The organism is Pseudoalteromonas sp. NZS11 (genome assembly GCF_015864765.1).
Taxonomy (GTDB): domain Bacteria; phylum Pseudomonadota; class Gammaproteobacteria; order Enterobacterales; family Alteromonadaceae; genus Pseudoalteromonas; species Pseudoalteromonas arctica.
The window spans coordinates 647160-670521 of the sequence record NZ_JADYWP010000002.1 but is presented as its reverse complement, the minus strand read 5'-3'; the positions used below and the strand labels follow the sequence as shown (position 1 = coordinate 670521).

Genomic DNA, 23362 nt, shown 5'->3' with positions numbered 1-23362 from the left:
CAACTAGCTACTTACAAGTTAGCGGCTAGTTGTTTAACCATTTTAAGGTCGCCGTTTACAGCTTTAGTTAAGCGTGTACCGTATTCAGTATCAGCTTTGTAAAAGTGGCTAAGCATTTTGTGTTTAACATTGATGTTTTGCACTTTACCTAAATCGCCTGCTAGGTTATTAATTAGGTTTGTACGTTCTTGTTTGCTAAAACCACGGTATATAACACCTGCTTGCGCGAAGTTTTGCTGCTTTTTGATTGCGGCTTGTTGTACAAAACCTTTTAGCTCTGTATTACTTCTGCGTGCAATTGGGTTTTCAGCTACGTTTTCTTGGCTTGGCTGGTAGTTCACATTGCTTGTTGTGTTACCAATATTCATTGCGCCGTCTTGGTTGTAGTTAACTACGTCAACTTTTGCACGGTTGATTGGCAATTGCTGGTGGTTAGCACCTAGGCGGTACATTTGTGTATCAGCATATGAAAACATACGACCTTGTAATAAACGGTCTTCTGAAGGCTCAATACCTGGAATAATGTTTGCCGGTGCCATTGCTACTTGTTCCGTAGATTGGAAGAAGTTAGTTGGCATACGGTTTAAGGTCATTGTTCCTACTTTAGTTTCTTTAATGTCTAACCACATTTTTGTTGCATCTAACGGGTTGTAATCAAAGTCATCAAGTTGCGATGGATCAAGCGTTTTAATGTACAGATCCCATTTAGGGAAATTGCCTCTGTTTATTTCAGTGTATAAATCTTGTGTTAAATGCTGAAAGTTTTGGCTTTGTACTTTTGCCACTTCTTTTGCGTCAAGGTTATCAATACCTTGCTGGCTTACCCAATGAAACTTAACGTATTTAACATCGCCCGATTTATTAATCATTTTGTATGCATGTACACCCCAACCGTCCATTTTACGAAGACTTGCTGGTGTACCGTAGTCGCTGTAAACCCACGTTAGCATTTGTGTAGAACCTGGTTCGTGCGAGAAAAAATCGAATACGCGGTTAGGATCTTGAATGTTATCAACCGGTGATGGCTTTAACGAGTGAACCATGTCTGGAAATTTAATCGCATCGCGAATAAAGAACACCGGTAAGTTGTTACCTACTAAATCCCAGTTACCTTGGTCTGTGTAAAACTTAGTTGCAAAGCCACGTGGGTCACGCAGTGTTTCTGGGCTGCCTTTTGAGTGAATTACTGATGAAAAACGAACAAATACGTCTGTTTCTTTACCAGCTTGTGCAAACGGTGCTGCAATTGTTAAATCGTCTAGCTCTTTTGATGCTACAAACACACCGTGTGCGCCGGTACCACGAGCATGCACAACACGCTCAGGAATACGCTCACGTGCAAAGCGTTGCAGTTTTTGAATTAGTTGCACGTCTTCTAGTAATACACTGCCACGTTCGCCTGCAGTAATTGAATTTTGGTTGTCGCCAACAGCTGCGCCGTTATCTTTAGTAAGTGTTGTCGCTGCGCTTGCCGGTAATGCCATTGCAAGTGCTAGTGCAGTTAGTGTTAATTTTGTTTTGTTTATTTGAGTATTCATTGTCGACCTCATCTATTTAAAAGTGCCGGCAGTGGTGCAGGCTGTTAATCTGTTAACGATAGTATTGATTTTATTAACTTCGGTAAAACTGATTAATTAGATTGATGTGATTTGTAAAACAGATGAAATAAATTAACAGGAGCACTTTTTACGTTAACTGAATTTTTTTACTACGACCTTGGTCGCAATATGCTTTTACAAAGTTGATTAAATACAAAGGTTTTTAGTTTTATCTGAGTGTATTTTCACCAAGCTGGTGCGTTTTATACTTACAGTGTGTTGACATATTCGTGCAATAAAGGGAATATGCTCAATCGGTGGGCTTATACTCATTATTGAGTTGCACTAAAAAGCTGCACAATATTAATCGCGCTTAACTCGTTATACTTAAATTAGCTAAACCAAACAGTTTTAATAAGGTGACAAGATGAATACTAACATTGAGCTAGTGATATTTGATTGTGATGGCGTTGTTATTGATAGCGAAATTTTAAGCGCACAAGTACTCATTAATATGCTTGTTGAAAAAGGCGTTGAGATTGACCGTGCTTATGTACAGCAACACTTTTTAGGCTGCAACTTTAAAACAGTAAGCCAAAAAATAGCGGATGCATTTAATGTCACTCTTCCTGAAAGCTTTGAAGGTGACTACCGCGAAGCACTGTTAAACGAATTTGAAACCGGGCTAACCACGACTGACGGTATAAAAGACGTACTTAACAATTTAGCTGTGCCTATTTGTATAGCTACTAGCAGCAGCCCAGCACGCACCGCAAAAGCGTTGAGCGTAGTGAGTTTAAGTAAGTACTTTAGCGATACGGTTTTTACCAGCAGCGAAGTTAAGCGTGGCAAACCAGCACCCGATTTATTTTTACATGCAGCTAAAAAAATGGGTGTAAAGCCAGAGCATTGTTTAGTGATTGAAGACAGTAAAGCCGGCGTAAATGCAGGAATTGACGCCAACATGCAAGTACTGCATTACAGCGGTGGGCAACATATGCAAGGCTCTGTTAATCATGTGCACAGTGCTTACCCAAATGTTGATCATTTAACGCATTGGCAAGATTTTTTTAGTGCATACCCTGCACTTAAAAAGCAGTAAACACGCGGCTTTTTAAATACACCAAGTTTTAAACGCGATTTGCTCGCCTTACTCACTGACAGGCAAGCAAACGCAAAATATAAATGTAGATGGTTTTGCTTTACTAAAAATAAAACAAAACATGGCAAAACATCATGCGTTTATAAGCCAAATTATAAAAGGCAAAGTATTTAGGTATTAAATACTTTGCTGTTAACAATAGGAAATACCATGGCAACGAGTCCACACACACAAACATTTAAAGATGTAAACGAAGAGCAACTTCCTGTTGCTAATAATAAGCTTCATGGCTGGAAACATTTTGCAGGGCTATATGCTGGCGAACATGTTGCGGCTACTGAATTTGTTATTGGTGCAACGTTTGTTGCATTAGGCGCTTCAACCATCGACATTCTACTGGGTTTATTAATAGGTAACCTGTTAGCAATGTGTTCTTGGTGGCTGATTACTGCACCCATTGCAGTAGAAACCCGCTTAAGTTTATATAACTACTTAAACAAAATCGCTGGTAACTCAATGACCAAGCTCTATAACTGGGCTAACGTGGTTATTTTTAGTGTTATATCGGCCGCCATGATCACGGTATCTTCCACCGCCGTGCGGTTTTTGTTTGATATACCTGCGCAACTTGATTGGTATCCAAATAGCTTTTGGTTTGTAGCCATTGTTTTAGCTGTTGGCTCTATTGTTGTGTTTGTTGCGATGTATGGCTTTTCTACGGTTGCTGACTTTTCGAAACTGTGCGCGCCGTGGCTATTTGTTATATTTATTGCAGGTTCGTTCGCGTTATTCCCTGAGCTTTCAAATCACGTATTAGGTTCTACCTCTTTAACTAGCTTTAGCGACTTTATGACCATAGGCGACTCCTCCATATGGACGGGCACCAATGCCGATGGTGAAAAAGGCATTGGCCTATTAGAAGTGATTGGCTTTGCATGGGCTGCTAACTCAATTACTCACTTTGGTTTAATCGACATGGCTATTTTTAGATTTGCTAAACGCAAAAGCTATGGCTTGTTTTCTGGCGTGGGCATGTTTTTTGGTCATTACTTAGCGTGGATCTCTGCCGGTATTATGGGCGCAGGTGTTGCGGTATTACTTAAAACAACTATTTCATCACTTGATCCGGGCGATGTTGCATACCATGCATTAGGTTGGACTGGCTTTGTTATTGTAATTATTGCCGGTTGGACTACAGCTAACGCAAACCTTTACCGTGCAGGTCTTGCAGCACAATCTATATTTGTTAATCAATCACGTGAACGCACAACCGCTATTGTAGGTGTTGTAACCGTGATTATTGCGTGTTTCCCGTTTGTATTTTCACAAATGCTTCCGCTACTTACCTACGCAGGCTTATTAGTTGTGCCAGTAGGCGGCATTGTGTTTGCTGAACATGTGTTATTTCCTAAAATTGGCCTAACACGTTACTGGGCTAAATATAAAAACATTACCCGCAGCGTACCGGCTATAGCATCTTGGGCGTTAGCGCTTGTGTTTGGCTTTGGTTTAAATGCTATTGATGTAATGTCGTTTTACTACTTGTTTATTCCTACGTGGATTTTCACAATCGTTATTTATACGCTTTTAGCTAAAAAATACGGCGCCGGTGAAGATTACACACAAGAGATTGAAGCAGAAGAGCAAGAGCAACGTGATATTAAAGAATATCAAGCTGCACAAGCTAAAGACATTCCAAAGCCAGTAATTGACAGCTCTGTATTTACCAAAGTACTTAATGCGGTTTCTACGGTTTCACTGGTTATTATTTTTATATTTGCCAGCCAAGTAATGTTTTTCAGTGAAACTATGAGTATGTACAGCGCTAATAAATCGCAGTTCGAAATAGCCTGTTTTATTTGTACTGTTATTTATTTTGTTACTGCGTACTGGTCGTTAAAACGCCATAAAGTACTCAATACAGCATCGTAATTACTTATCGTAATACAGTATCGTAATTTATATTTTATTTTTGTTTAGTAAGGTCGCACCATGACGCAACATCAACACACTGACGCTCTAGTTACAGGGCTAAACCAACAAAGCTTGGCTCAATTACCAAGCCATGTTGATACACCAACCTACGACCGTAGCGCAGTTAAAGCCGGTATTGTTCATATTGGCGTGGGCGGTTTTCATCGTGCTCATCAAGCGGTATATGTTAACGAGCTTTTAAAAACTCCAGGCTCTGAGCAATGGGGCATATGTGGTGTTGGCCTTTTAGAGGGTAACCGTGGTCTGCGTGATATTTTAAAGCAGCAAGATTACCTTTATACGCTTACTGTTAGACACCCAGACGGTAAAATAGATAACAAAGTAATTGGCTCAATGATCGACTTTTTGTTTGCTCCAGAGGACAAACAAGCGGTAATTAATAAGTTAGCGCACAGCGATACTAAAATTGTGTCGCTTACTATTACCGAAGGCGGCTACAACTTTAACCCTGCAACGGGCGAGTTTGATTACAGTAATCCAGATATTATTAACGACATTAATAACCCGAACGACCCAATTACAGCGTTTGGTTACATTACTGCTGCGTTAAAACTGCGTAAAGAGCAAGGCTTAGGCGCATTTACAGTGCAGTCGTGCGATAACATTCAGCACAACGGTAACGTAACACGCAAAATGCTTTTAGCCTTTGCTACAGAGCAAGACAAAGACCTAAGTGAGTGGATTGAGCAAAACGTATCGTTTCCAAATGCGATGGTTGACCGTATTACACCGGTATCTAAAAAGAGTGATATTGATTACGTGGTTGATGCATATGGTGTTAGCGACGAGTGGCCAATTACCTGTGAGTCGTTTACACAATGGGTAATAGAGGACACATTTAGTGACTCTCGCCCAAATTGGGACGTTGTTGGTGCACAGTTTGTTACTGATGTAACGCCTTATGAAACCATGAAAATACGCTTACTTAATGCAGGGCATTCTGTGCTTGGTTTATTAGGTTCAATCCATGGCTATGGCACTATTGATGAAACGGTATCGGATGAATTATTTGCCACATACCTGCGTGCTTTTATGGATAAAGAAGTAACGCCAAATCTTGAACCACTTGAAGGCATTGACCTTGAAAGCTACAAAGATACGTTAATAGAGCGTTTTGCTAATCCTAATATTAAAGACAGCCTAGCGCGTATCTGTAGTGAAAGCTCAGCTAAACTGCCTAAGTTTTTAATTGCCACAATTAACGAAAACCTAGTACAAGGTCGAGATGTATCACTGGCAACGCTTGTTATTGCAACTTGGTGTTTATACAGCGATAAGGGTTTAAGTGAAAACGGCGAAAAGCTTGAAATTCAAGATGCGATGCACAAAGAGCTTAATTCTTACGCGCAAGAGACTCAAACTAGCCCGATTGCATTTTTAAAGTTAACGAGCTTGTTTGGTAAGCTTGAGCATAACGAAACGTTTACTGCTGAATATAAAAAGTCGATTGCTGCGTTGTATGCACCTAATAGTAAAATTAAAGCCATTATGCAGGCTGTACTTGATCAAAAGAGTAACTAATTATGAGCATTTTAATTAATCATAAATCAGGCGAAAACGTAAGTGTTAGCTGCTTTGGCGAAGTGCTGTGGGATTGTTTTGATTCAGGTAAACGCTTAGGTGGCGCGCCACTTAATATGTGTGTGCGTATTAACTCACTAGGCATTAAAGCCGATATGATCAGCGCTGTTGGTAACGACGAGTTAGGCGCTGAGTTACTAGGCGAAATTACTAGCAAAGGCGTAAGCTGCGAATACATTGCTATTGATAGTGACAAAAAAACTAGCACGGTTGAGGTAACGCTCGACAGTGGTGGCTCTGCAAGTTATGAAATAGTGGCAGACACTGCGTGGGATAATATAGCGCTTACTGATGAGTTGCTTAGTAAAGTTAAAAGTAGCGATGTATTTGTATTTGGCAGCCTAATTGGGCGAAGCGAAGCGTCTTTAGCAACGTTAAATCAACTAGTTGATGTAGCAAACTTTAAAGTATTTGACGTAAATCTACGTGCACCGCATTACAAGCTAGAAACACTTGTAGATTTAATGAATAAAGCAGACTTTATTAAGTTAAACGATGAAGAGCTATACGAAATAGCAAAAGCGATGGGTTGTAAGTTTCATTCGCTTGAACAAAATTTAGCGTTTATAGCACAGCAAACAAATACCGATTACTTATGTGTAACTAAAGGCAGCCACGGTGCTTTATTAACAATCAAAGGCGAGAATTTTTATAATTCAGGTTATTTAATTAGCGTAATTGACACTGTTGGCGCTGGGGATTCGTTTTTAGGCTCGTTAATTTATCAACTTTGTAGCAACGACGACGCGCAATATGCCGTTAATTTTGCGTGTGCAGTTGGGGCAATGGTTGCCGAAAGTTCTGGTGCAACACCTACATTAACGCATCAACAAATTAGTGAGTTTATGGACCCACTTTAAAAATTATTGTGTGTGAAAGCGGTTATAACGTTAAAGTTTAACCGCTTTTTTTGTGCCCAAAATAAGACGTGTGTAATAAATATTCAATGTGGAACGTTAAGTGTGCAGGTTGCGTAAATAGTGGCTTATATCGATTATTGTATTAGCTAAACGTCTTATTGTTTGAGGGTTGAAGCTTTGTTATTGTTCGTCGATTATTCACGGATTGAAAAGGCGGGGCGACACACAATGCGCTCTATAACTAAAATACAAAAAGAGAAACGTGCTTTATGATCATCTTTTTTATCTGCCTCACTATTTTAATACTGGGCTATAAGTTTTACAGCCCATTTGTTGAAAAACAAGCCGGTTTGGATTCAACTGCTGACACACCACAAAAACGCTTTAGCGAAGGTGTTGATTACGTAGCTATTCACCCTGTACGAGCATTTTTAATTCAGTTTTTAAACATTGCTGGCGTAGGTCCAATATTTGGTCCAATTTTAGGTGCTTTATACGGACCAGTTGCACTAGTATGGATTGTACTTGGTAATGTTTTAGGTGGCGCTGTACACGACTTTTTCTCAGGTGTAATGAGTATAAAAGAAGACGGTAAAAGCCTACCAGAAATCGCAGGCCATTATTACAACGTCGTATTTAAAGGCTTTATGCTTGTATTTACTGCCATGCTACTGTTTTTTGTAGGTGTAGTATTTATTATGAGCCCTGCAGGTTTGCTAAGTAACCTTGATTTCTTTGAAGGTACAATACTGGCAAATAATACCTTTTGGGTACTCGCTATTTTAGCGTATTACTTTTTAGCTACCTTGCTACCAATTGATAAAATTATCACGAAGTTTTACCCAATTTTTGGTGCGCTAATGATTGTAATGACAGTGGCAATTGCTATTTCATTACTAATTAATGCGCCGCACTTACCGGTACCAAGTGACTTTTTAGCTTACTTTGAAGCTGACCACGCACATGACTTTTTAGAGCCAAATCCAGATGGATTACCAACATGGCCATTGTTGTTTATAACAATTACCTGTGGTGCTATTAGTGGTTTTCACTCTACTCAAGCGCCAATTATTGCGCGCTGTTTAACTAACGAAAAATACGTACGTCCGGTTTATTACGGCGCTATGATGTGTGAAGGTATTGTAGGTTGTGTATGGGCACTTGCTGGTATTGCAGCGTTCCCAGATGGTTACGCGGGCTTAAAAGCGTTGCTTGACCAAGGTGGTCCAGGTTTAGTTGTTAATCATGTAGCTAACAGTTACTTAGGTGTATTTGGCGGTATAATGGCAATTATTGCAGTAGCCGTTTTCCCAATTACTTCTGGTGATACAGCGTTCCGCTCATTACGTTTAACAGTTGTTGATGCGTTTAATATTCCACAAAGTTTACGTAATCGCTTATTAGTGGCTGTACCTATACTTACTATTGCTTACTTTATGACGAAACTCGATTTTTCATTAATTTGGCGCTACTTTGCATTTTCAAATATGCTGCTTTCTACAAGCGTATTATGGCTTGCCACTAAGTACTTGTTTGACCGTGGTACATTCCATTGGATTGCGAGTGTTCCTGCTGTTATAGCAACTGCGGTAACGGTTTCTTATATTGGTACTGCCGCAATTGGTCTTAACTTATCAAGTGATTTAGGTAAACCTATTGGTGCTGTAGTAACAGTGATTGGCTTAATTGTTTTAGCTATTGTGCACTCTAAGCATAAAGTTAAACCAACAGCGGTTTAATAATAATCACATAAGTTATTTCAAGCATTAAAAAAGCGAGCTATTCATAATGAATAGCTCGCTTTTTTTGTGTACTAAATTTAGGTATTACTGAGTTGCAAGTTCAAAGTAACTGTTATCGTCGAGCGTTTTGCTTATCATCATAGCGCCCTCAAGCAAGCTCACTGTTTGAATAGCTGCTTTAGTAGGGTTAAGCTCACCATTAGCTAGGTGCGCAGCGCTAAGCCATGTTAGGTTTTGATTAAAAAAGCGTTTTACTTCAAGGCGTACTTTATCTGGAAGGCTATCGCTTTCGGCTCCTAGTAACCCACATAAACACATTTTTCGGTCGGTAACTAAAGCACTTCTAAAAAGCTGAGTGTAGACATCAATAGGATTTTTACCGCTGGCTTTAAGCTCGCTTGGCTCGCCTAACGCAGCTAAAAAAGAATTAGTATATTGATGAGCAAGCTCAGCACCTAAATCGGCCTTAGTCGGAAAGTGATAGTGCACACTGGCGCTCTTAATTCCAACTTCGCTGGCGAGCTCTCTAAAACTAAAATTACTGTATCCGCCAAGGCGCACCTTGTTTTCAGCTGCTTTTAATAAAGCTTCTTTTTTACTCATTTTTAATATTTCCTATCCGTAGCAATACCAATTTTATTAAAACATGATCATTGTATCGCATTAAATAACTCACTAACTGCGTTAAAAATTATTCATACAGAATAACTGCATGTCATGATTTTCGTCTTGTTATTGTGCTATTTTCTTAGCGCAATAATAGGTCATCTATTTAATGCAATTGGTACAGCAAAATTATCGACCAGTAGGTAGTTATTTACAAGCGTTTTTATTTTTAAGCAACCCCCTAATTTTATTATGAATTAAGTTAAATCCTATAAATCAGAAAAATTTAAACGTTGACTTAAATTTAGTTTAATATTATAAATTACCTATCGATAGGTAGGTTACTGCCATTAATTCACTTTTAAACAATAAAGATAGAGATTGCTATGAAAATTTATGATGTAGAAAACTTTCCAAACCCACTTCGTGTTCGTATCGCTTTAGCTGAAAAAAATGCCACTGCAAATGTTGAGTTTGTACCTGTTGATTTATTAAATGGTGAGCACAGAACAGAAGCCTTCTTAGCTAAAAATCCATTAGCAGGTGTGCCCATATTAGAGCTAGATGACGGCACGTTTATATCAGAAAGTACCGCTATTACTGAGTATATTGATACCGCATTTGAAGGCCCATCTTTAATGGGTGAAACCGCAAAAGAGCGTGCAGTAATTAACATGATGCAAAAACGCGCAGAATCTATGGTGCTTGACGCTGTGGCAACTTACTTTCATCATGCAACTGATGGCTTAGGTCCAGAGCTTGAAACGTATCAAAATGTGGCTTGGGGTGAAAAACAAGGCGAAAAAGCACGCCAAGGGTTTAGCTATTTTAATGATGTACTAGCGCAATCGGCATTTGTTGCTGGTGAACAATTTAGTATTGCTGATATAACATTGTATGCTGGACTGGTATTTGCTGGATTTGCACAAATAGCAATCCCGAATGAGTTAACCCATTTAGTTGCATGGCAAGAAAAAGTAGCAAAACGCCCAAGTGTTGCGGCTTAATTAGGTTATTAGTTTAAAATTTAAGTGGAGTTACGGTTAGGAGCCAAATATGAAAATTGCTGCCGATTTTAGTAAACGAGTTGTGGTACATAGCGAAACGCTCCCGTGGGTTGCATCGCCAATGGTGGGCGTTGATAGACGAGCACTAGATCGAGTAGGCGATGAAGTTGCTCGTGCAACAACAATTGTTCGCTACGCACCTGGCAGTGAATTTTCGCCGCATGTACATACAGGCGGTGAAGAGTTTGTTGTGCTTGAAGGGGTATTTCAAGATGAGCACGGTGACTTTGTGGCAGGTTCTTATATCCGTAATCCACCGCAATCAAAGCACAAACCGGGGTCTGAAAATGGCTGCGTTATATTTGTAAAGTTATGGCAGTTTCAGCCAGATGATCGAACCCACGTGCGTTTACAAACAGACTTGATGCAAAGTACGGCGCACCCTAGTTTTAAAAATGTAGCCGTAACCCCTTTATACAAAGACAGCTTTGAAGAGGTAAGCTTGCTGCACTTTAAGCCCAACGCCTGCATGGTTATAAACGCAAAAGGCGGAGCAGAGCTGCTAGTACTTGAAGGCTCATTTGATGAGCAAGCCGATACCCTTGTAAAAAACAGTTGGTTAAGAGTGCCTATTAACAGCTCTGTTAACGTTAAAGCGGGAAGTAATGGTGCAAAAGTATGGCTTAAAACGGGCCATTTAACTGATGTAGAAAACCAGATATCTCGCGTACAAAATGCGTAATTGAGTCGTTTATTTGAGATTATTTATTGATTTAGTTCAGGACTAATTAATTTTAGAAGGTGTACTTTTACCACTCAGCCTATTTAAGGAGAGCAGTAATGGTACACACAACACATGGTTTATCGATTGGTCTTGAACGTGCAGGAAGAGAGTTTTTTTTAAAACTTAAAGCCGTTGGTACGCTTACTCACGACGATTACAAAATAATTACCCCAATGATAAATTCAGCTCTTGGCGAAGTTAAGCACCCAGTTGTCAATGCTTTAATAGATGGTAGCGAACTTGAAGGTTGGGAACTACGCGCAGCGTGGGATGACTTAAAGTTAGGTGTTAAACACTCTAAAGAATTTAAAAAAGTAGCTATTTACGGTAATAAAGAGTGGCAAGCTCGAATGGCAAAAATAGGTAACTGGTTCATATCGGGTGAGGTTCAATACTTTGAAAATGCTACCGCAGCCATAGATTGGCTAGACGAATAGCTTGATTGAAAAAATTAAATTAAAGCACTCTTATAGAGTGCTTTTTAGCTCTATGGGTAACATTGTTAGGTAGTTACATTCGGTTTATTTCAATTGTTAATACTGCTCTATTAAAATACACTCATTATTATTGAGCAAACTACACATTATAAAAACAATGAAACAAGTACTTACCTTTATTACATTCCTGATATTTTCGACATCGATACATGCAAAAGATAACAACATATTCACGCCGGTGAGCGATCTTTTTATGGCTGTTTCTAACGTTGATCACACGCAAATGCGTGCAGCCGTTGATGATTCATTTTTACTTTTAGAGCACGGTGAAGTGTGGACTATTAATGACTTTATAAATGTTGTTAAGCCTTCTGACTTTATAAGAACTAATTATTTTAGTGTTATAAATTCGCGTGTAGTGGGTGATGTTGCATTTATTAATTACTGGAATAAAGCCAATATTAAAAACACCGAAAGAAGCATTGATATTTATTGGTTAGAAAGTGCCGTTGTATCAAAAGTGGGCGATAAATGGTTGTTATCGCAAATGCACTCAACTCGATTACCCCAAGATGAAATACCTAAAGGTGTCACCTTTATAAAGCAATAGATACAACTCTAATTTAAAGCCCCGTAATATGGGGCTTTAATCATTTAAAGTACATCAGCCAGCACAGGTAATGCCGGAAATGCCCCTTTAGCTAAACACGCTTTAGAGCCACATTTAAGAGCAAAGTGCAGGGCGCCTTTTACGCTCGCTTTATCATTTAGTTTATCGGCTAGTGGTAAATCACTTCCTAAGTTATTTAAGTAGTATAAAACCCCCGCTATAAATGCATCACCTGCGCTTGTTGTATCTACGGCGTTTATTTTTGGTGCCGATTCGTTAAGTGTAAATGCGCTGTGGTAAACCGTGGCAGGCTCTGGTCCATCGGTTAAAAACACCAGTTTTACTCCGGTATTTAATAGCATTTGAATGTAATCATCGCTCGTTGTATCGCTATGCTGGGCTAAAAAAATAAGCTCATCACGCGAGAGTTTTACTATGTCACAATAGGTGTAACAGGCTTTTACATTGCTTGCTATATCGCTTGTGTTTTCCCACAAGCTGTAGCGTAAATTTACATCAAAACTGACGAGCTTATTATTCGCTTTTGCAATTTCTAGCGCTTTAACTGTTGTGTTGGCAATTGCTGATTCGGTTAATGTGTTTGAACAAAAGTGTAGTGTGCTTATTTCTTGCCAATTTATATGCGCTAAATGCGCCTGGGTTAATAGTACATCGGCTGTGTTATGGCGATAAAAGCCAAAACTACGCTCGCCGGTTTCATCAAGACTTACTATAACCATGGCGGTTTGTGAGCCTGCAATGGTAAATAAATAGTCTGTATTTACATTGTATTGCGCTAATGCATTACTTAATTGACTGGCAAAATGATCGTCCCCTTTACCACCACAAAATGCAGCCTCTGCGCCGAGTTTTGCGTAGCCAACAGCTACATTGGCAGGCGCGCCACCTGGTATAGGTAAATAGGCCGAGTTATTAGCATCTTGTGGCAGCATATCAATTAATAGCTCGCCTAAGCACAGGAGTTTAGTCATTTGGAATATCCTAAAAAGCCTAGCAAGGCTAGGCTAAAAAACCTGAAGGGTGTTATTTATTCATACTTTAAAAGGCGCTACAGTGATTACTCACCGCAGCGCAATACACACATTTAGTTAAAAGCGTATTTTAAAGTTACCGACGTTGTGCGCCCGTTAATAGTACGGGCACGAATAATGTTATTTTCAGGTACTGAACCTTCTTCTGCTTCTGTTATACCTACTGTATCAAATAGGTTATTCACATTAAGCGCAATATTAAGGTTTTCAGATAAGTCATAGCTTACAAAGCCATTTACCTGTGTGTAGCCGTCAAATTGTAAGTCGTTATTATCTTGAGCATATGCATCGGTAGTACCAATGAAACTTACCCCTGCAGCGCCTTTTTCATAGTTGTAACGTGCCATTAATGAGTAAATTAAATCGGCTTGACGACGTGGCGTATTACCTACAACATCTGGGTTAAGCGCATCTTTTGCTATTTCTGCATCGGTCCAGGTTAAATTACCGCGAAAATCCCATGCATCAATAAAGTAAGTAGATTCTATTTCAATCCCTTTTGCTTCGTATTCACGGTCAAAAAACGTTTGTGATGTTGCTTCAAAATTTTGCTCTTCAGTTTCGGCAAAAAACGCAGTAGCAAACACTGATAATGAATCAAAGCGCTTTTTAACACCAAACTCAAATTGGTTCACTTCATCAACAGCGTCTTCTTTTGCAACAGAGCCGTCGGCGCGTACTTTACCAAATAAAAGGCGGTCAGCATTTGCGCGCCCACCTTTACTTATGCGTGCAAACGTAGCAAGGCTTGGATCAATTTGATAATTAGCACCAATTGAATAAGAAGAATAGTTCCAGTCGTAATTTACTGGACTGGCGTTGGCAATATCAATACCTGCAACGTTTTGCTCAGGGATTGATATTTCACCGTCGCGGTTCATATCTACAGTTGATGTTACAGCACCTGCATAGTTACCGCGAGCTTCGCCACTGTCGTAACGGGCACTTGCATCAATGCTTACGTCGCCAAATTTAGTAGAGAATGCAACGTATGGTGCACGGGTGTCGTACTCTGTGTCGTAATCACGTTGGCAACAGTTTCCCCAGTAAGGTGTGCCATATGCATATAAACCATTTTCTGAAAATTCAGTGCCGTCAGCTGCAGTAACATTTAATAATGCTGCATTGTCGCCTTTAAGCTCCATAAGGTATGAATTCCATAACCACGACATAGCAATGTTTTGAGTTGACGCGTAATAACCAAAGGTAATGCTGGTATCATCATCAAACGATTTAGTTAGTTTAAAGTCGTTAACTAGCGAATCGAAGTCGTTCATTGTTACGTCAAACGTATGAATTCGCATAGCGAGGTCGTCGTTAAATGCAGCGCCCGTGTTTGCGTTACTGAGTGTTGCGCCTACACCACCAATACTCTGTGCAATAGATGATGCGCTGCCAACCTCAGCAGGAATAAGCGAGTTAAAGTTGCCGCTTATTGATGATTTACGAAAACGGTTTTCGATACGCCAATCGTTATCTAAATCAAATACAGCTTCAAAACCAAAAGAGTCAACCTTTGGATTCATACCATCGCGGATATCGCCGCTACTGATTTGGTTTTCACCATTTAAACGTACTGTTTTAGTAAATAACGCTGAGTGAGGTGTGTCTGATTGTGCATCAAAGCCAGCAATAGAGTCACCATTTGAGTACATTGGCATAGGAAGGTAGCCAACACTCTTATCGTCTAAGTGTTTGTAATAAAGGCGCACGTAACCGTTGTCGAAATCTTTAGTAAGGTTAGCTTTTATTTGGCCACCTTTATTAGACGTGTAACCTGTTTCGCGCGGGCCTTCGCCTTGTCGAACGAAACCACCAACATGAAAACGTACGCTATCGGTTAAGTAAGTGCCGTATTCAAAGTCTGTACGAACGCTGTCGTAATCTAAGCCTAGTGTTGTAGACACACTGCCGGATTCGTTTTCGCCATTTTTAGAGATAAAGTTAATAATGCCACCAGGTGCATTACTTGCTGCAGTAGATGCTGAGCCACCACGAATCGACTCGATAGTTTGTACAGTGTTATCTAATCGCATAAAAATATCTGAATTACCAAAAGCGATATCACCGTATTGCAGTACAGGTAAACCATCTTCTTGTAATTGTAAAAATTTTGCACCGCCTGAAGCAACTGGCAGGCCACGAACAGCAATATTTGCATTGCCTTCGCCACCTGTAGATTCTGCACGAATACCAGGGATGATTCTAAAAGCCTCGGCTGTTGAGCGAGGCGTAGACACTTGAACTTGTTCAAGTGATACGCTACTAACTGATACGCTTGAAGCCATGATTGTTGTTCGACGTGGTACGCCAGTTACAACAATTGTTTCAAGGCCTTTGTTTTGTGATGCTTCAGGTGTTGCTTGGTCTGTTTCTTGTGCGTTAACGCCTTGGCTTACGGCAAGTGCTAAAGCGCTGATTAAATATAAAGGTGTATTGTGTGTTGTCATGTGAACGCCTCGTTGTGTTGATCCCAGTAGGGTTTGTTATTTTTACTTAATCGATTAAGTAAAAATAACAAATATTTTACAATAAGCAAATCATTTTGTGTTTAATTTGCTCTTTTATTATTCATATGTTGATTTTAAATGTATTTTTTATTGTATTGAGATACAAGTTTATTAAGCTGTTGGGTTACTTTCTTGTAAAGCACTCATTGATGGGTCGCGTAAATAATTGAACAACATAGCTATAAATAAAATCACGGCAAACCCTGTTGCCAAGTAAAAGCCATAGCGCACATGGCCAAAGTAATCGCTGATCATACCCATAAATAAAGGGGCTAAAGCAGCTGATAATGCGGTAAAAAATAATATAACCCCGGCTACGGCTCCATGGCGCTCAGCAGGAAAACACGATATACCTTTAGAGTTCAAAGTTGGATAAACCATAGACATAAATAAACCTGAAAGAGGTAGTAACCCTACAGCCCAATCAACACCCCCAATAAGTGTACCCACATAACAAAGCGCAATACCTAAGCTTAAATAAGCCATAACACCTTGCCAGCTATAACGATTTAGTAACCATACGGCAATAAAACGACCTGCAGCACGTAGTATAAAAAATATAGTAAGTGCATAAGTGGCAAGGAGCGGCCAAGAGCCTGTGTAGTCCTTTAATAGCGTCGGCATCCATACATAAATAGCCACTTCAGTCGCTACATAAAGTGCAATAGCTAAAGAAAAGCCAAGTGCATAAGGGTTTTTTACCATTTTCATGGTGGTGGCCAAAGAGGCTGGCTTTTCAGTTGTTTTAACTACGTCAGGGTAGTCTGCGCGCCATGCTAATAAAGCAAGAATTAAACACATTACGCCCGCAGTAATATACAGGTATGTCCAACTAACGTTTTGCACTAATAAAACACCGACTAGGGCGGGGCCTACAATAGCGCCAATGCCAAAAAAGCCCTCAACCTTGTTCATGGTTTTAGTATGGTCGTCGTTACTATGCGAAATATCGCCAAGCAATGCCAGTGCGCCGGTTTTAAATAAACCAATGGCCAGGCCTATGCAGCAAAGCAATACTAAAAAGAAGGTAAAACTGGTGCTAAATGCAAATAAAAAACAACTCGCAGAAAATATTAATAGACCTAGCATAATGGTTTTTTTACGGCCAAGGCTGTCAGCTAAAAAGCCTAAAAATAATCCACTAAAGGCTATTAGTGCCATGGGAGCGTAATGAAATGCACTAGCTTGAGTCATGCTCAAACCGAAATCTTTTATAAGTTCGGGGATTATCATGCCGACTGCGTCAGAGGTCATGGCAAACATAAAAAACATCATGTATGTAAGCCAGCGTATTTGTTGCAGTGGGTCGCTGCTTACGTGTGTGTGTGATTTTGTCATGTGTTTATTCCTCGTTAAATTCTCTATTAACACTTCGTAAGTCAGTCAGTTGCTTACTGTAGTATTACGTGAGACAAAAAATTTGTATGTAAAATTATTAAAAATTACTTGTAAATTATTACTCGCTAGTTAAAGATATATCTTAATCGATTAAGTTTCAACATGGTAATCACACAATGATGAAGAATAAAGTTCAATTGATCACATATGCAGATCGAATCACTGGCCAAAATATAGGCGCGCTAACCACACTTTTAAACGGCCCTTTAAAAGGCGTATTTGGTGGTGTGCACTTATTGCCATTTTACAATCCTATTGATGGCAGCGATGCTGGCTTTGACCCTATTGATCATAGTGAAGTTGATTCTAGAATAGGCACTTGGGAAGACATACAAGTATTAGGTAAAGATCTCGACTTAATGGCAGACCTAATTGTTAACCATGTATCGGCGCAGTCTTTTCAGTTTCAAGATGTATTAGCTAAAGGTAAGCAATCAGAATTTTGGGATTTGTTTTTAACCAAAGAAGATGTGTTTCCAAATGGTATGAGCGAAGCTGAGCAAAAAGCAATTTACCGCCCACGTCCTGGTAGTTGCTTTACCCCAATGAAATGTGGTGATGGTAAAGCGTATGACTTCTGGACCACTTTTACCGATAACCAAATTGACATAAACGTAAAAGTAGAAGCCGGTGTTGCGTATTTAAATAACGTACTTACTAAATTTTCGGCTAACAATGTAAATATTATTCGTTTAGATGCGGCGGGTTACGCCATTAAGCAAGCTGGCACTAACTGCTTTATGCTTGATGAAACGTTTGGCTACCTAGATAACTTATCTAAGCAAGCAAACGATTTAGGCATGGAAACCATTGCAGAAATTCATAGCCATTATCAAACTCAGGTAGAAGTGGCAACACGCGTAAATATGGTTTACGACTTTGCGTTACCACCGCTTATTTTACACAGCTTATTTAATAACGATGTAGATGCACTGCTCAAATGGTTACAAATTTCGCCACGCAATTGCTTAACTGTACTTGATACACACGACGGTATTGGCATTATTGATGCAGGTCCAATGGGCGACAAACCAGGGCTATTAAATGCACAGCAGATTGATAACCTAGTAGAAACAATGCACGCCAACAGCAACAACCAAAGCCGCCAAGCTACAGGCGCTGCGGCGAGTAATGTCGACTTATACCAAGTTAACTGTACGTACTACAACGCATTAGGCGCTAAAGACTTTGATTACTTACTGTCGCGTGCAATTCAATTTTTTGCTCCAGGTGTACCACAAGTTTATTACGGCGGCCTATTTGCTTGCGAAAACGACATGGAATTACTGACAAATACAAATGTTGGCCGTGATATTAACCGCCCATATTTAGATGCAAATATAATCGACAAAGCCTTAAATAAGCCTGTAGTAAAAGGTTTAATTGAATTAATTAAAATTCGCAATTCACACCCCGCGTTTGCAGGTGAATTTAGTGCCCAAGGTGAAGGCAGTATATGTTGTTTATCGTGGCAACTAGATGAGCAAACTATTTCACTTACTGTTGATTTTAAATTACGCCATGCGCTTATTACGCAAGTAAACGGTGATGAAGAAACAACGATTAACTTAAATTCATTTTTAGCTTAATACTATAAAAGTAATTTACAAACGCCATGTAAAGCAAAAGCCAAGCTTAAGTAGCTTGGCTTTTTAACACATAAAACTATTGCAAGGTTTGTAAGCTAACTACTCGCACCAATCTCTAATTCGTAACTGACTTCCTGAGTTTTTTCTTCTTTAGAAATAAATAATTCGGCGGCTATAACGCCTTTTTCTTGGCTGTTTTGATGAATAGTGGTGAGGCGAGGTACAAACCGGGCTGCTTCATCAATACCATCAAAGCCCACAATACGCAGTTCTTCACCTATTTTTATGCCTTGTTTTATTGCTTCTCGCATTGTGGCAAGCGCAATTAAATCACTCATACAAATAATAACGTTAGGACGCGGTGATGCACTAAGTACTTCTTTTGCAGCAATATTGGCAAAACGTTCGCTACTTTCAGGAATGTTCCAAATGCGATCGTCAGCTACCGTAATATTTGCCTCGCTTAAAGCGCGTTGATAACCACGTAAACGTTGATGCGAAATAGATTGTCCGGTTTCAAATTCGTGATGCTCATACACGCGGCATAATACGTTTTCATCAAGTAATCTAAGCCCTAATATAGCCACTTTATCGTTTTGATTATGCAGTACGTGTTTAGCTATTTCGTAACTTGCTTGCTCGTTATTAATATTTACAGAGGCATTGCGAGCAATATCAAAATCAATTGTCACTACATGTTTAGACACTGTTTTTAACTGTTCTACTAACGCGTTATTACGAGGGCGGCCATAACAAATAAAGCCATCTACAAAGTCGACCACGTTGTTAAGGTTATCGCTATTACCTGAAAACAATAAAACATTAATGCCGTTTTTTTCGAGCACTGAGGTAACACCGCGCATAAAGCTACTAGCTACAGGGTCCGACACCATATACTCCACACTATCGGGCAGCACTAAAGCGACAATATTGAATGTGCCATTACGCAATGATTGCGCGGCCTTATTAGGCCCGTAATAGCCCAAAGTTTTACACGCTGCGAGAATATCGTCTCGGCGTTTAGCCGATAGCTGATCAGGGCGATTAAACGCATTAGATACTGTCGCGTTAGACACACCTAACTCTTTAGCAATACTTTTAAGGGTCCAGCGGGTTTGCTTACTCATACCAATTCTTTACTCAATACTCATGTTAATAAACTAACATATTCAGGGCGTTAGCAAAGTAAAAAAATAAGATTTTAGAGCTAATGTCGGCACTCTTTAGGCGCAATGCCAAAGGTTTGTTTAAATAGGCGACTAAAGTGGCTCGCGCTATTAAATCCAACATCAAAGCAAACTTTGCTAATTGCATGGCCTTGTAGTAACTGAGTACGCGCTTTTTTAAGTCTTAATTGTTGCTGCCAAAGGGCTGGGCTAGTGCCAAATGCGAGTTTAAATTGCTGATAAAACTTACTTCGGCTCATACATGCTATTTTGCATAAGGTATTTATGTCGAGCGTTTCACTTAAGTGTTCTTCAATATAAAGCAGGGCATCGCTGACTTTTGTTTTAAGGCGTGGCTTATCGCAGCTAGCTAGCAATAGCTCGCGGCTTTGTTGTTGTAATAAACGGGTGATCAATTCGTTCAACGACAAATCAATCAAGTAATGTCGCTGTGCGCCTTGCTCACTAAATAAATGCACCATGCGCTCTAATAATTGCTGCGTTTGAATATTATGTTGGGTATGTACTAACTGAGGTACATATTCAAATAAGCCATCGTGTGCAAAGTTTTGCTGCATGTTAAGTGCATTCGCCACGCTCGTTATTTTATCTGTGCTAATTTCAATGGCTAAACAGGTGGTTGGGGCGTGCATTGATGCTTGTGGAAAATCAATTAAAACACCTTGCTCTGGCGCTAATACAAACGACTCGTGTGGTAAAAATGCTTTATGGTATTGGCTGCTTTCTACGTGCATTACCTTTTTGCCGCTAAGCATGGCACAAAACAGCAGCTCGTTTGAGTGCAGTGCTACCTTTTGCGCGCTTTGATACGTGTCGTAAATACTCAACTCACTGCTATCTGCAGCGAATGTGACTTTATTTTCTATTAATACATCAAGTTGTTGGCGTTTTTTGTTTAACTGAGATGTGTGCATATCAATCCTTTAGGTTTTTATTAGTTTGGACTCACAGACAACTTTTGTGGACAGCTAATCAAGTTTTTAGGTACTTGTTAGTTTAATGTCAATCAACATTGATTAAATATAAAGCATTTTGTTTTATATAAATGTTCGACCTTTAGCTAACAACAATAAAGAGAGCACACACATGATATATGCAAATCCAGGTAGCGATGGCGCACTCATAAACTTTAAACAACAATACGGGAACTACATTGGCGGAGAGTGGGTGAAGCCAGTAAATGGCCAATACTTTGATAATATAAGCCCAGTAAACGGTAAGGTATTTTGCCAAATACCGCGTTCAGACAAAGACGACATAGAGCTGGCACTCGACAAAGCGCATGCAGTGCGAGAGCAATGGGGCACAACGTCGGTGACCGACCGAAGTAACATACTGCTAAAAATAGCCGACCGAATTGAGCAAAACCTAGAGTTACTAGCTGTTGCCGAAACATGGGATAACGGTAAAGCAATTCGTGAAACACTCGCTGCTGATATTCCGCTAGCGGCAGATCACTTTCGCTACTTTGCGGGGTGCCTACGATCGCAAGACGGCACTATAGGTGAAATAGACGCAACCACCGTTGCGTATCATTTTCACGAGCCACTAGGTGTGGTTGGGCAAATTATTCCGTGGAATTTCCCTATTTTAATGGCCGCCTGGAAACTAGCGCCAGCACTTGCTGCAGGTAACTGTGTAATTTTAAAACCGGCTGAGCAAACACCAGCTTCTATTTTAGTTTTAATGGAGATAGTTGGCGATTTACTCCCTGCAGGCGTATTAAATATAGTAAACGGCTTTGGTAAAGAAGCTGGTGAAGCACTGGCAACAAGCAAGCGTATCGCTAAAATTGCATTTACGGGTTCAACGCCTGTGGGCTCACATATTTTGAAATGCGCTGCTGAAAATATTATTCCTTCAACGGTCGAGCTCGGTGGTAAATCACCTAATATATTTTTTAATGATGTAATGGAAAAAGACGATGCGTTTTTATCCAAAGCGATTGAAGGCGCCGTGCTTGCTTACTTCAACCAAGGCGAGGTGTGTACGTGCCCATCAAGGCTGTTTATTCAAGAAGACATTTACGAGCAGTTTATTGAGCGAATACTCGAACGTACCTTAAAAATTAAACGCGGAAACCCGCTAGATAGCGAAACTATGGTTGGCGCACAAGCTTCAAAAGCGCAATTTGATAAAATACTGAGCTACATTGAAATAGGCAAAAAAGAAGGCGCTGAAGTACTCACTGGCGGTAATGTAGAGCAGCTAAGTGATGACTTAAACGGTGGTTACTACATACAACCTACGTTATTAAAGGGCACAAACGATATGCGTGTGTTCCAAGAAGAAATTTTTGGCCCTGTTATTTCAATGTCGACCTTTAAAGATGAAGCCGAAGCACTCGAGCTTGCCAACAGCTCTGAGTTTGGTTTAGGTGCAGGTGTGTGGAGCAGAAACATGAATCGTGCTTATCGTATGGGTCGCAAAATAGAAGCAGGGCGAGTGTGGACTAACTGCTATCACATGTACCCAGCACACGCTGCGTTTGGTGGTTATAAAAAATCAGGAATAGGGCGCGAAACGCACAAACTGGCACTGGAGCACTACCAACAAACTAAAAACCTATTAGTGAGCTACAGCGAAGATCCGCTCGGCTTCTTTTAAATAAAGAGCCTAAGCTTTAAATAAACAACCATTAAGTAATAATGCCAGCGCTACCTATTTGTAGCGCTTTTTTTATAGGCAATCAACCGTTGATAATGGCCATGTAGTCCAACATTTTAGCGTTGCAGAAAATAACATTATAATGACGGTGTTTACGAGTCCTACTTAAAAAGCGCTAATTTAGCGAGTATAGAGTGGTGTAAATATAAGGAACCTTTAAATAATATTTTTATCCTTCCTCAGTTAAGTAAATTTCTATTTGTAGATCATTACCAAAACAAAGTGCCTCAATGCATCTAATCCACTAAATATGAACTTTTCCAAGCTTATTCATTATCAAAACAATTAGGTTAGCTTTTCTAATGTTTGTATTAACTGCTTAGTCCACTATATTTACTTCTTGTTTACAGTTGTTTTTCATTGTAAGCAAATAATCTGAAAGTTTTTATAACAACGATAGGTCTATTAAATTGATAAAACGGCGATATTGCTTATCTCCATTGTGCTTGTTTATCAAAATATGAATGTTTTTATACCAATTCGCTTAATTAAGTGATTTATTTTGAGGANAATTCGCTTAATTAAGTGATTTATTTTGAGGATGGAAAAACGTGTTGATAGCTAGGCAAAAAATTCGCTATTTAGTTGTTCTAAATGAGAATTTTTTAACGCAAGTAGCGACACGTTTAGCCCCGCAAAATGATTAAGTATTATTGCGGATTGGTATTATTAACAATCATTGATAAAACAAGAAAAA

Annotated in this window: 18 protein-coding genes; 11 read left to right on the top strand and 7 right to left on the bottom strand. The window is 39.6% G+C overall.

The genetic code is table 11. From position 1 onward, the window contains the following. Positions 1-11 precede the first annotated feature (11 nt). Positions 12-1538 carry a catalase gene (locus tag I6E82_RS06595; protein WP_197117221.1) on the bottom strand — a complete coding sequence of 509 codons (1527 nt, stop codon included), beginning with the start codon at positions 1536-1538 and terminating at the stop codon, positions 12-14. A 427-nt stretch (positions 1539-1965) separates the two neighbouring features. On the opposite strand from I6E82_RS06595, the gene I6E82_RS06590 reads away from it, so the two are divergent. From I6E82_RS06590 to I6E82_RS06570, 5 genes are all read left to right on the top strand, one after another. Next, a complete protein-coding gene (locus I6E82_RS06590) occupies positions 1966-2640 on the top strand; it encodes an HAD family hydrolase (protein ID WP_197117220.1) in 675 nt (224 codons plus the stop codon). A gap of 210 nt (positions 2641-2850) precedes the next feature. Further along, complete coding sequence (locus tag I6E82_RS06585) at positions 2851-4572, top strand: purine-cytosine permease family protein (RefSeq protein ID WP_007584312.1); 1722 nt, start codon at positions 2851-2853, stop codon at positions 4570-4572. A 60-nt stretch (positions 4573-4632) separates the two neighbouring features. After that, a complete protein-coding gene (locus I6E82_RS06580) occupies positions 4633-6156 on the top strand; it encodes a mannitol dehydrogenase family protein (RefSeq protein WP_169060747.1) in 1524 nt (507 codons plus the stop codon). A gap of 2 nt (positions 6157-6158) precedes the next feature. Beyond that, positions 6159-7076 carry a carbohydrate kinase family protein gene (locus I6E82_RS06575; protein ID WP_197117219.1) on the top strand — a complete coding sequence of 306 codons (918 nt, stop codon included), beginning with the start codon at positions 6159-6161 and terminating at the stop codon, positions 7074-7076. A gap of 269 nt (positions 7077-7345) precedes the next feature. Then, on the top strand, positions 7346-8815 hold the full coding sequence (locus I6E82_RS06570; RefSeq protein WP_010553606.1) for a carbon starvation CstA family protein: 1470 nt from the start codon (positions 7346-7348) through the stop codon (positions 8813-8815). A gap of 87 nt (positions 8816-8902) precedes the next feature. Here I6E82_RS06570 and I6E82_RS06565 read toward each other — a convergent pair whose 3' ends face one another. After that, positions 8903-9421, bottom strand: a complete 519-nt coding sequence (locus I6E82_RS06565; protein ID WP_024597781.1) for a TetR/AcrR family transcriptional regulator — start codon at positions 9419-9421, stop codon at positions 8903-8905. A gap of 389 nt (positions 9422-9810) precedes the next feature. Here I6E82_RS06565 and I6E82_RS06560 point away from each other — a divergent pair, with 389 nt between their 5' ends. The 4 genes from I6E82_RS06560 to I6E82_RS06545 all read left to right on the top strand — a co-directional run bounded on the left by I6E82_RS06560 (position 9811) and on the right by I6E82_RS06545 (position 12262). Further along, positions 9811-10431 carry a glutathione S-transferase family protein gene (locus I6E82_RS06560; protein WP_197117218.1) on the top strand — a complete coding sequence of 207 codons (621 nt, stop codon included), beginning with the start codon at positions 9811-9813 and terminating at the stop codon, positions 10429-10431. Positions 10432-10480: 49 nt separating this feature from the next. Further along, positions 10481-11173, top strand: a complete 693-nt coding sequence (locus tag I6E82_RS06555; RefSeq protein ID WP_121954411.1) for a cupin domain-containing protein — start codon at positions 10481-10483, stop codon at positions 11171-11173. 98 nt (positions 11174-11271) lie between these two features. After that, entirely contained in the window at positions 11272-11652 is a 381-nt protein-coding gene (locus I6E82_RS06550; RefSeq protein WP_002960091.1) for an STAS/SEC14 domain-containing protein, read from the top strand. A 253-nt stretch (positions 11653-11905) separates the two neighbouring features. Then, on the top strand, positions 11906-12262 hold the full coding sequence (locus I6E82_RS06545) for a nuclear transport factor 2 family protein (RefSeq protein ID WP_231616876.1): 357 nt from the start codon (positions 11906-11908) through the stop codon (positions 12260-12262). 44 nt (positions 12263-12306) lie between these two features. Here I6E82_RS06545 and I6E82_RS06540 read toward each other — a convergent pair whose 3' ends face one another. The 3 genes from I6E82_RS06540 to I6E82_RS06530 form a co-directional block, all read right to left on the bottom strand. Beyond that, a complete protein-coding gene (locus I6E82_RS06540; RefSeq protein WP_197117214.1) occupies positions 12307-13254 on the bottom strand; it encodes a carbohydrate kinase family protein in 948 nt (315 codons plus the stop codon). A 113-nt stretch (positions 13255-13367) separates the two neighbouring features. After that, positions 13368-15764, bottom strand: a complete 2397-nt coding sequence (locus I6E82_RS06535) for a TonB-dependent siderophore receptor (protein ID WP_197117212.1) — start codon at positions 15762-15764, stop codon at positions 13368-13370. A 171-nt stretch (positions 15765-15935) separates the two neighbouring features. Continuing rightward, the gene (locus tag I6E82_RS06530) at positions 15936-17162 is read right to left on the bottom strand and encodes an MFS transporter (RefSeq protein ID WP_197117210.1); all 1227 of its coding nucleotides are present in this window, start codon (positions 17160-17162) and stop codon (positions 15936-15938) included. A 176-nt stretch (positions 17163-17338) separates the two neighbouring features. On the opposite strand from I6E82_RS06530, the gene gtfA reads away from it, so the two are divergent. Further along, positions 17339-18811, top strand: coding sequence for a sucrose phosphorylase (gene gtfA / locus I6E82_RS06525; RefSeq protein ID WP_101216380.1), 1473 nt, complete (start codon positions 17339-17341; stop codon positions 18809-18811). A gap of 95 nt (positions 18812-18906) precedes the next feature. Here the strand turns inward: gtfA and I6E82_RS06520 are convergent, their stop codons facing one another. Further along, complete coding sequence (locus I6E82_RS06520; RefSeq protein ID WP_024591929.1) at positions 18907-19938, bottom strand: LacI family DNA-binding transcriptional regulator; 1032 nt, start codon at positions 19936-19938, stop codon at positions 18907-18909. Between the two features lie 80 nt (positions 19939-20018). After that, on the bottom strand, positions 20019-20912 hold the full coding sequence (locus tag I6E82_RS06515; protein ID WP_024607712.1) for an AraC family transcriptional regulator: 894 nt from the start codon (positions 20910-20912) through the stop codon (positions 20019-20021). 172 nt (positions 20913-21084) lie between these two features. On the opposite strand from I6E82_RS06515, the gene exaC reads away from it, so the two are divergent. Next, a complete protein-coding gene (gene exaC / locus I6E82_RS06510) occupies positions 21085-22605 on the top strand; it encodes an acetaldehyde dehydrogenase ExaC (protein ID WP_197117208.1) in 1521 nt (506 codons plus the stop codon). Positions 22606-23362 lie beyond the last annotated feature (757 nt).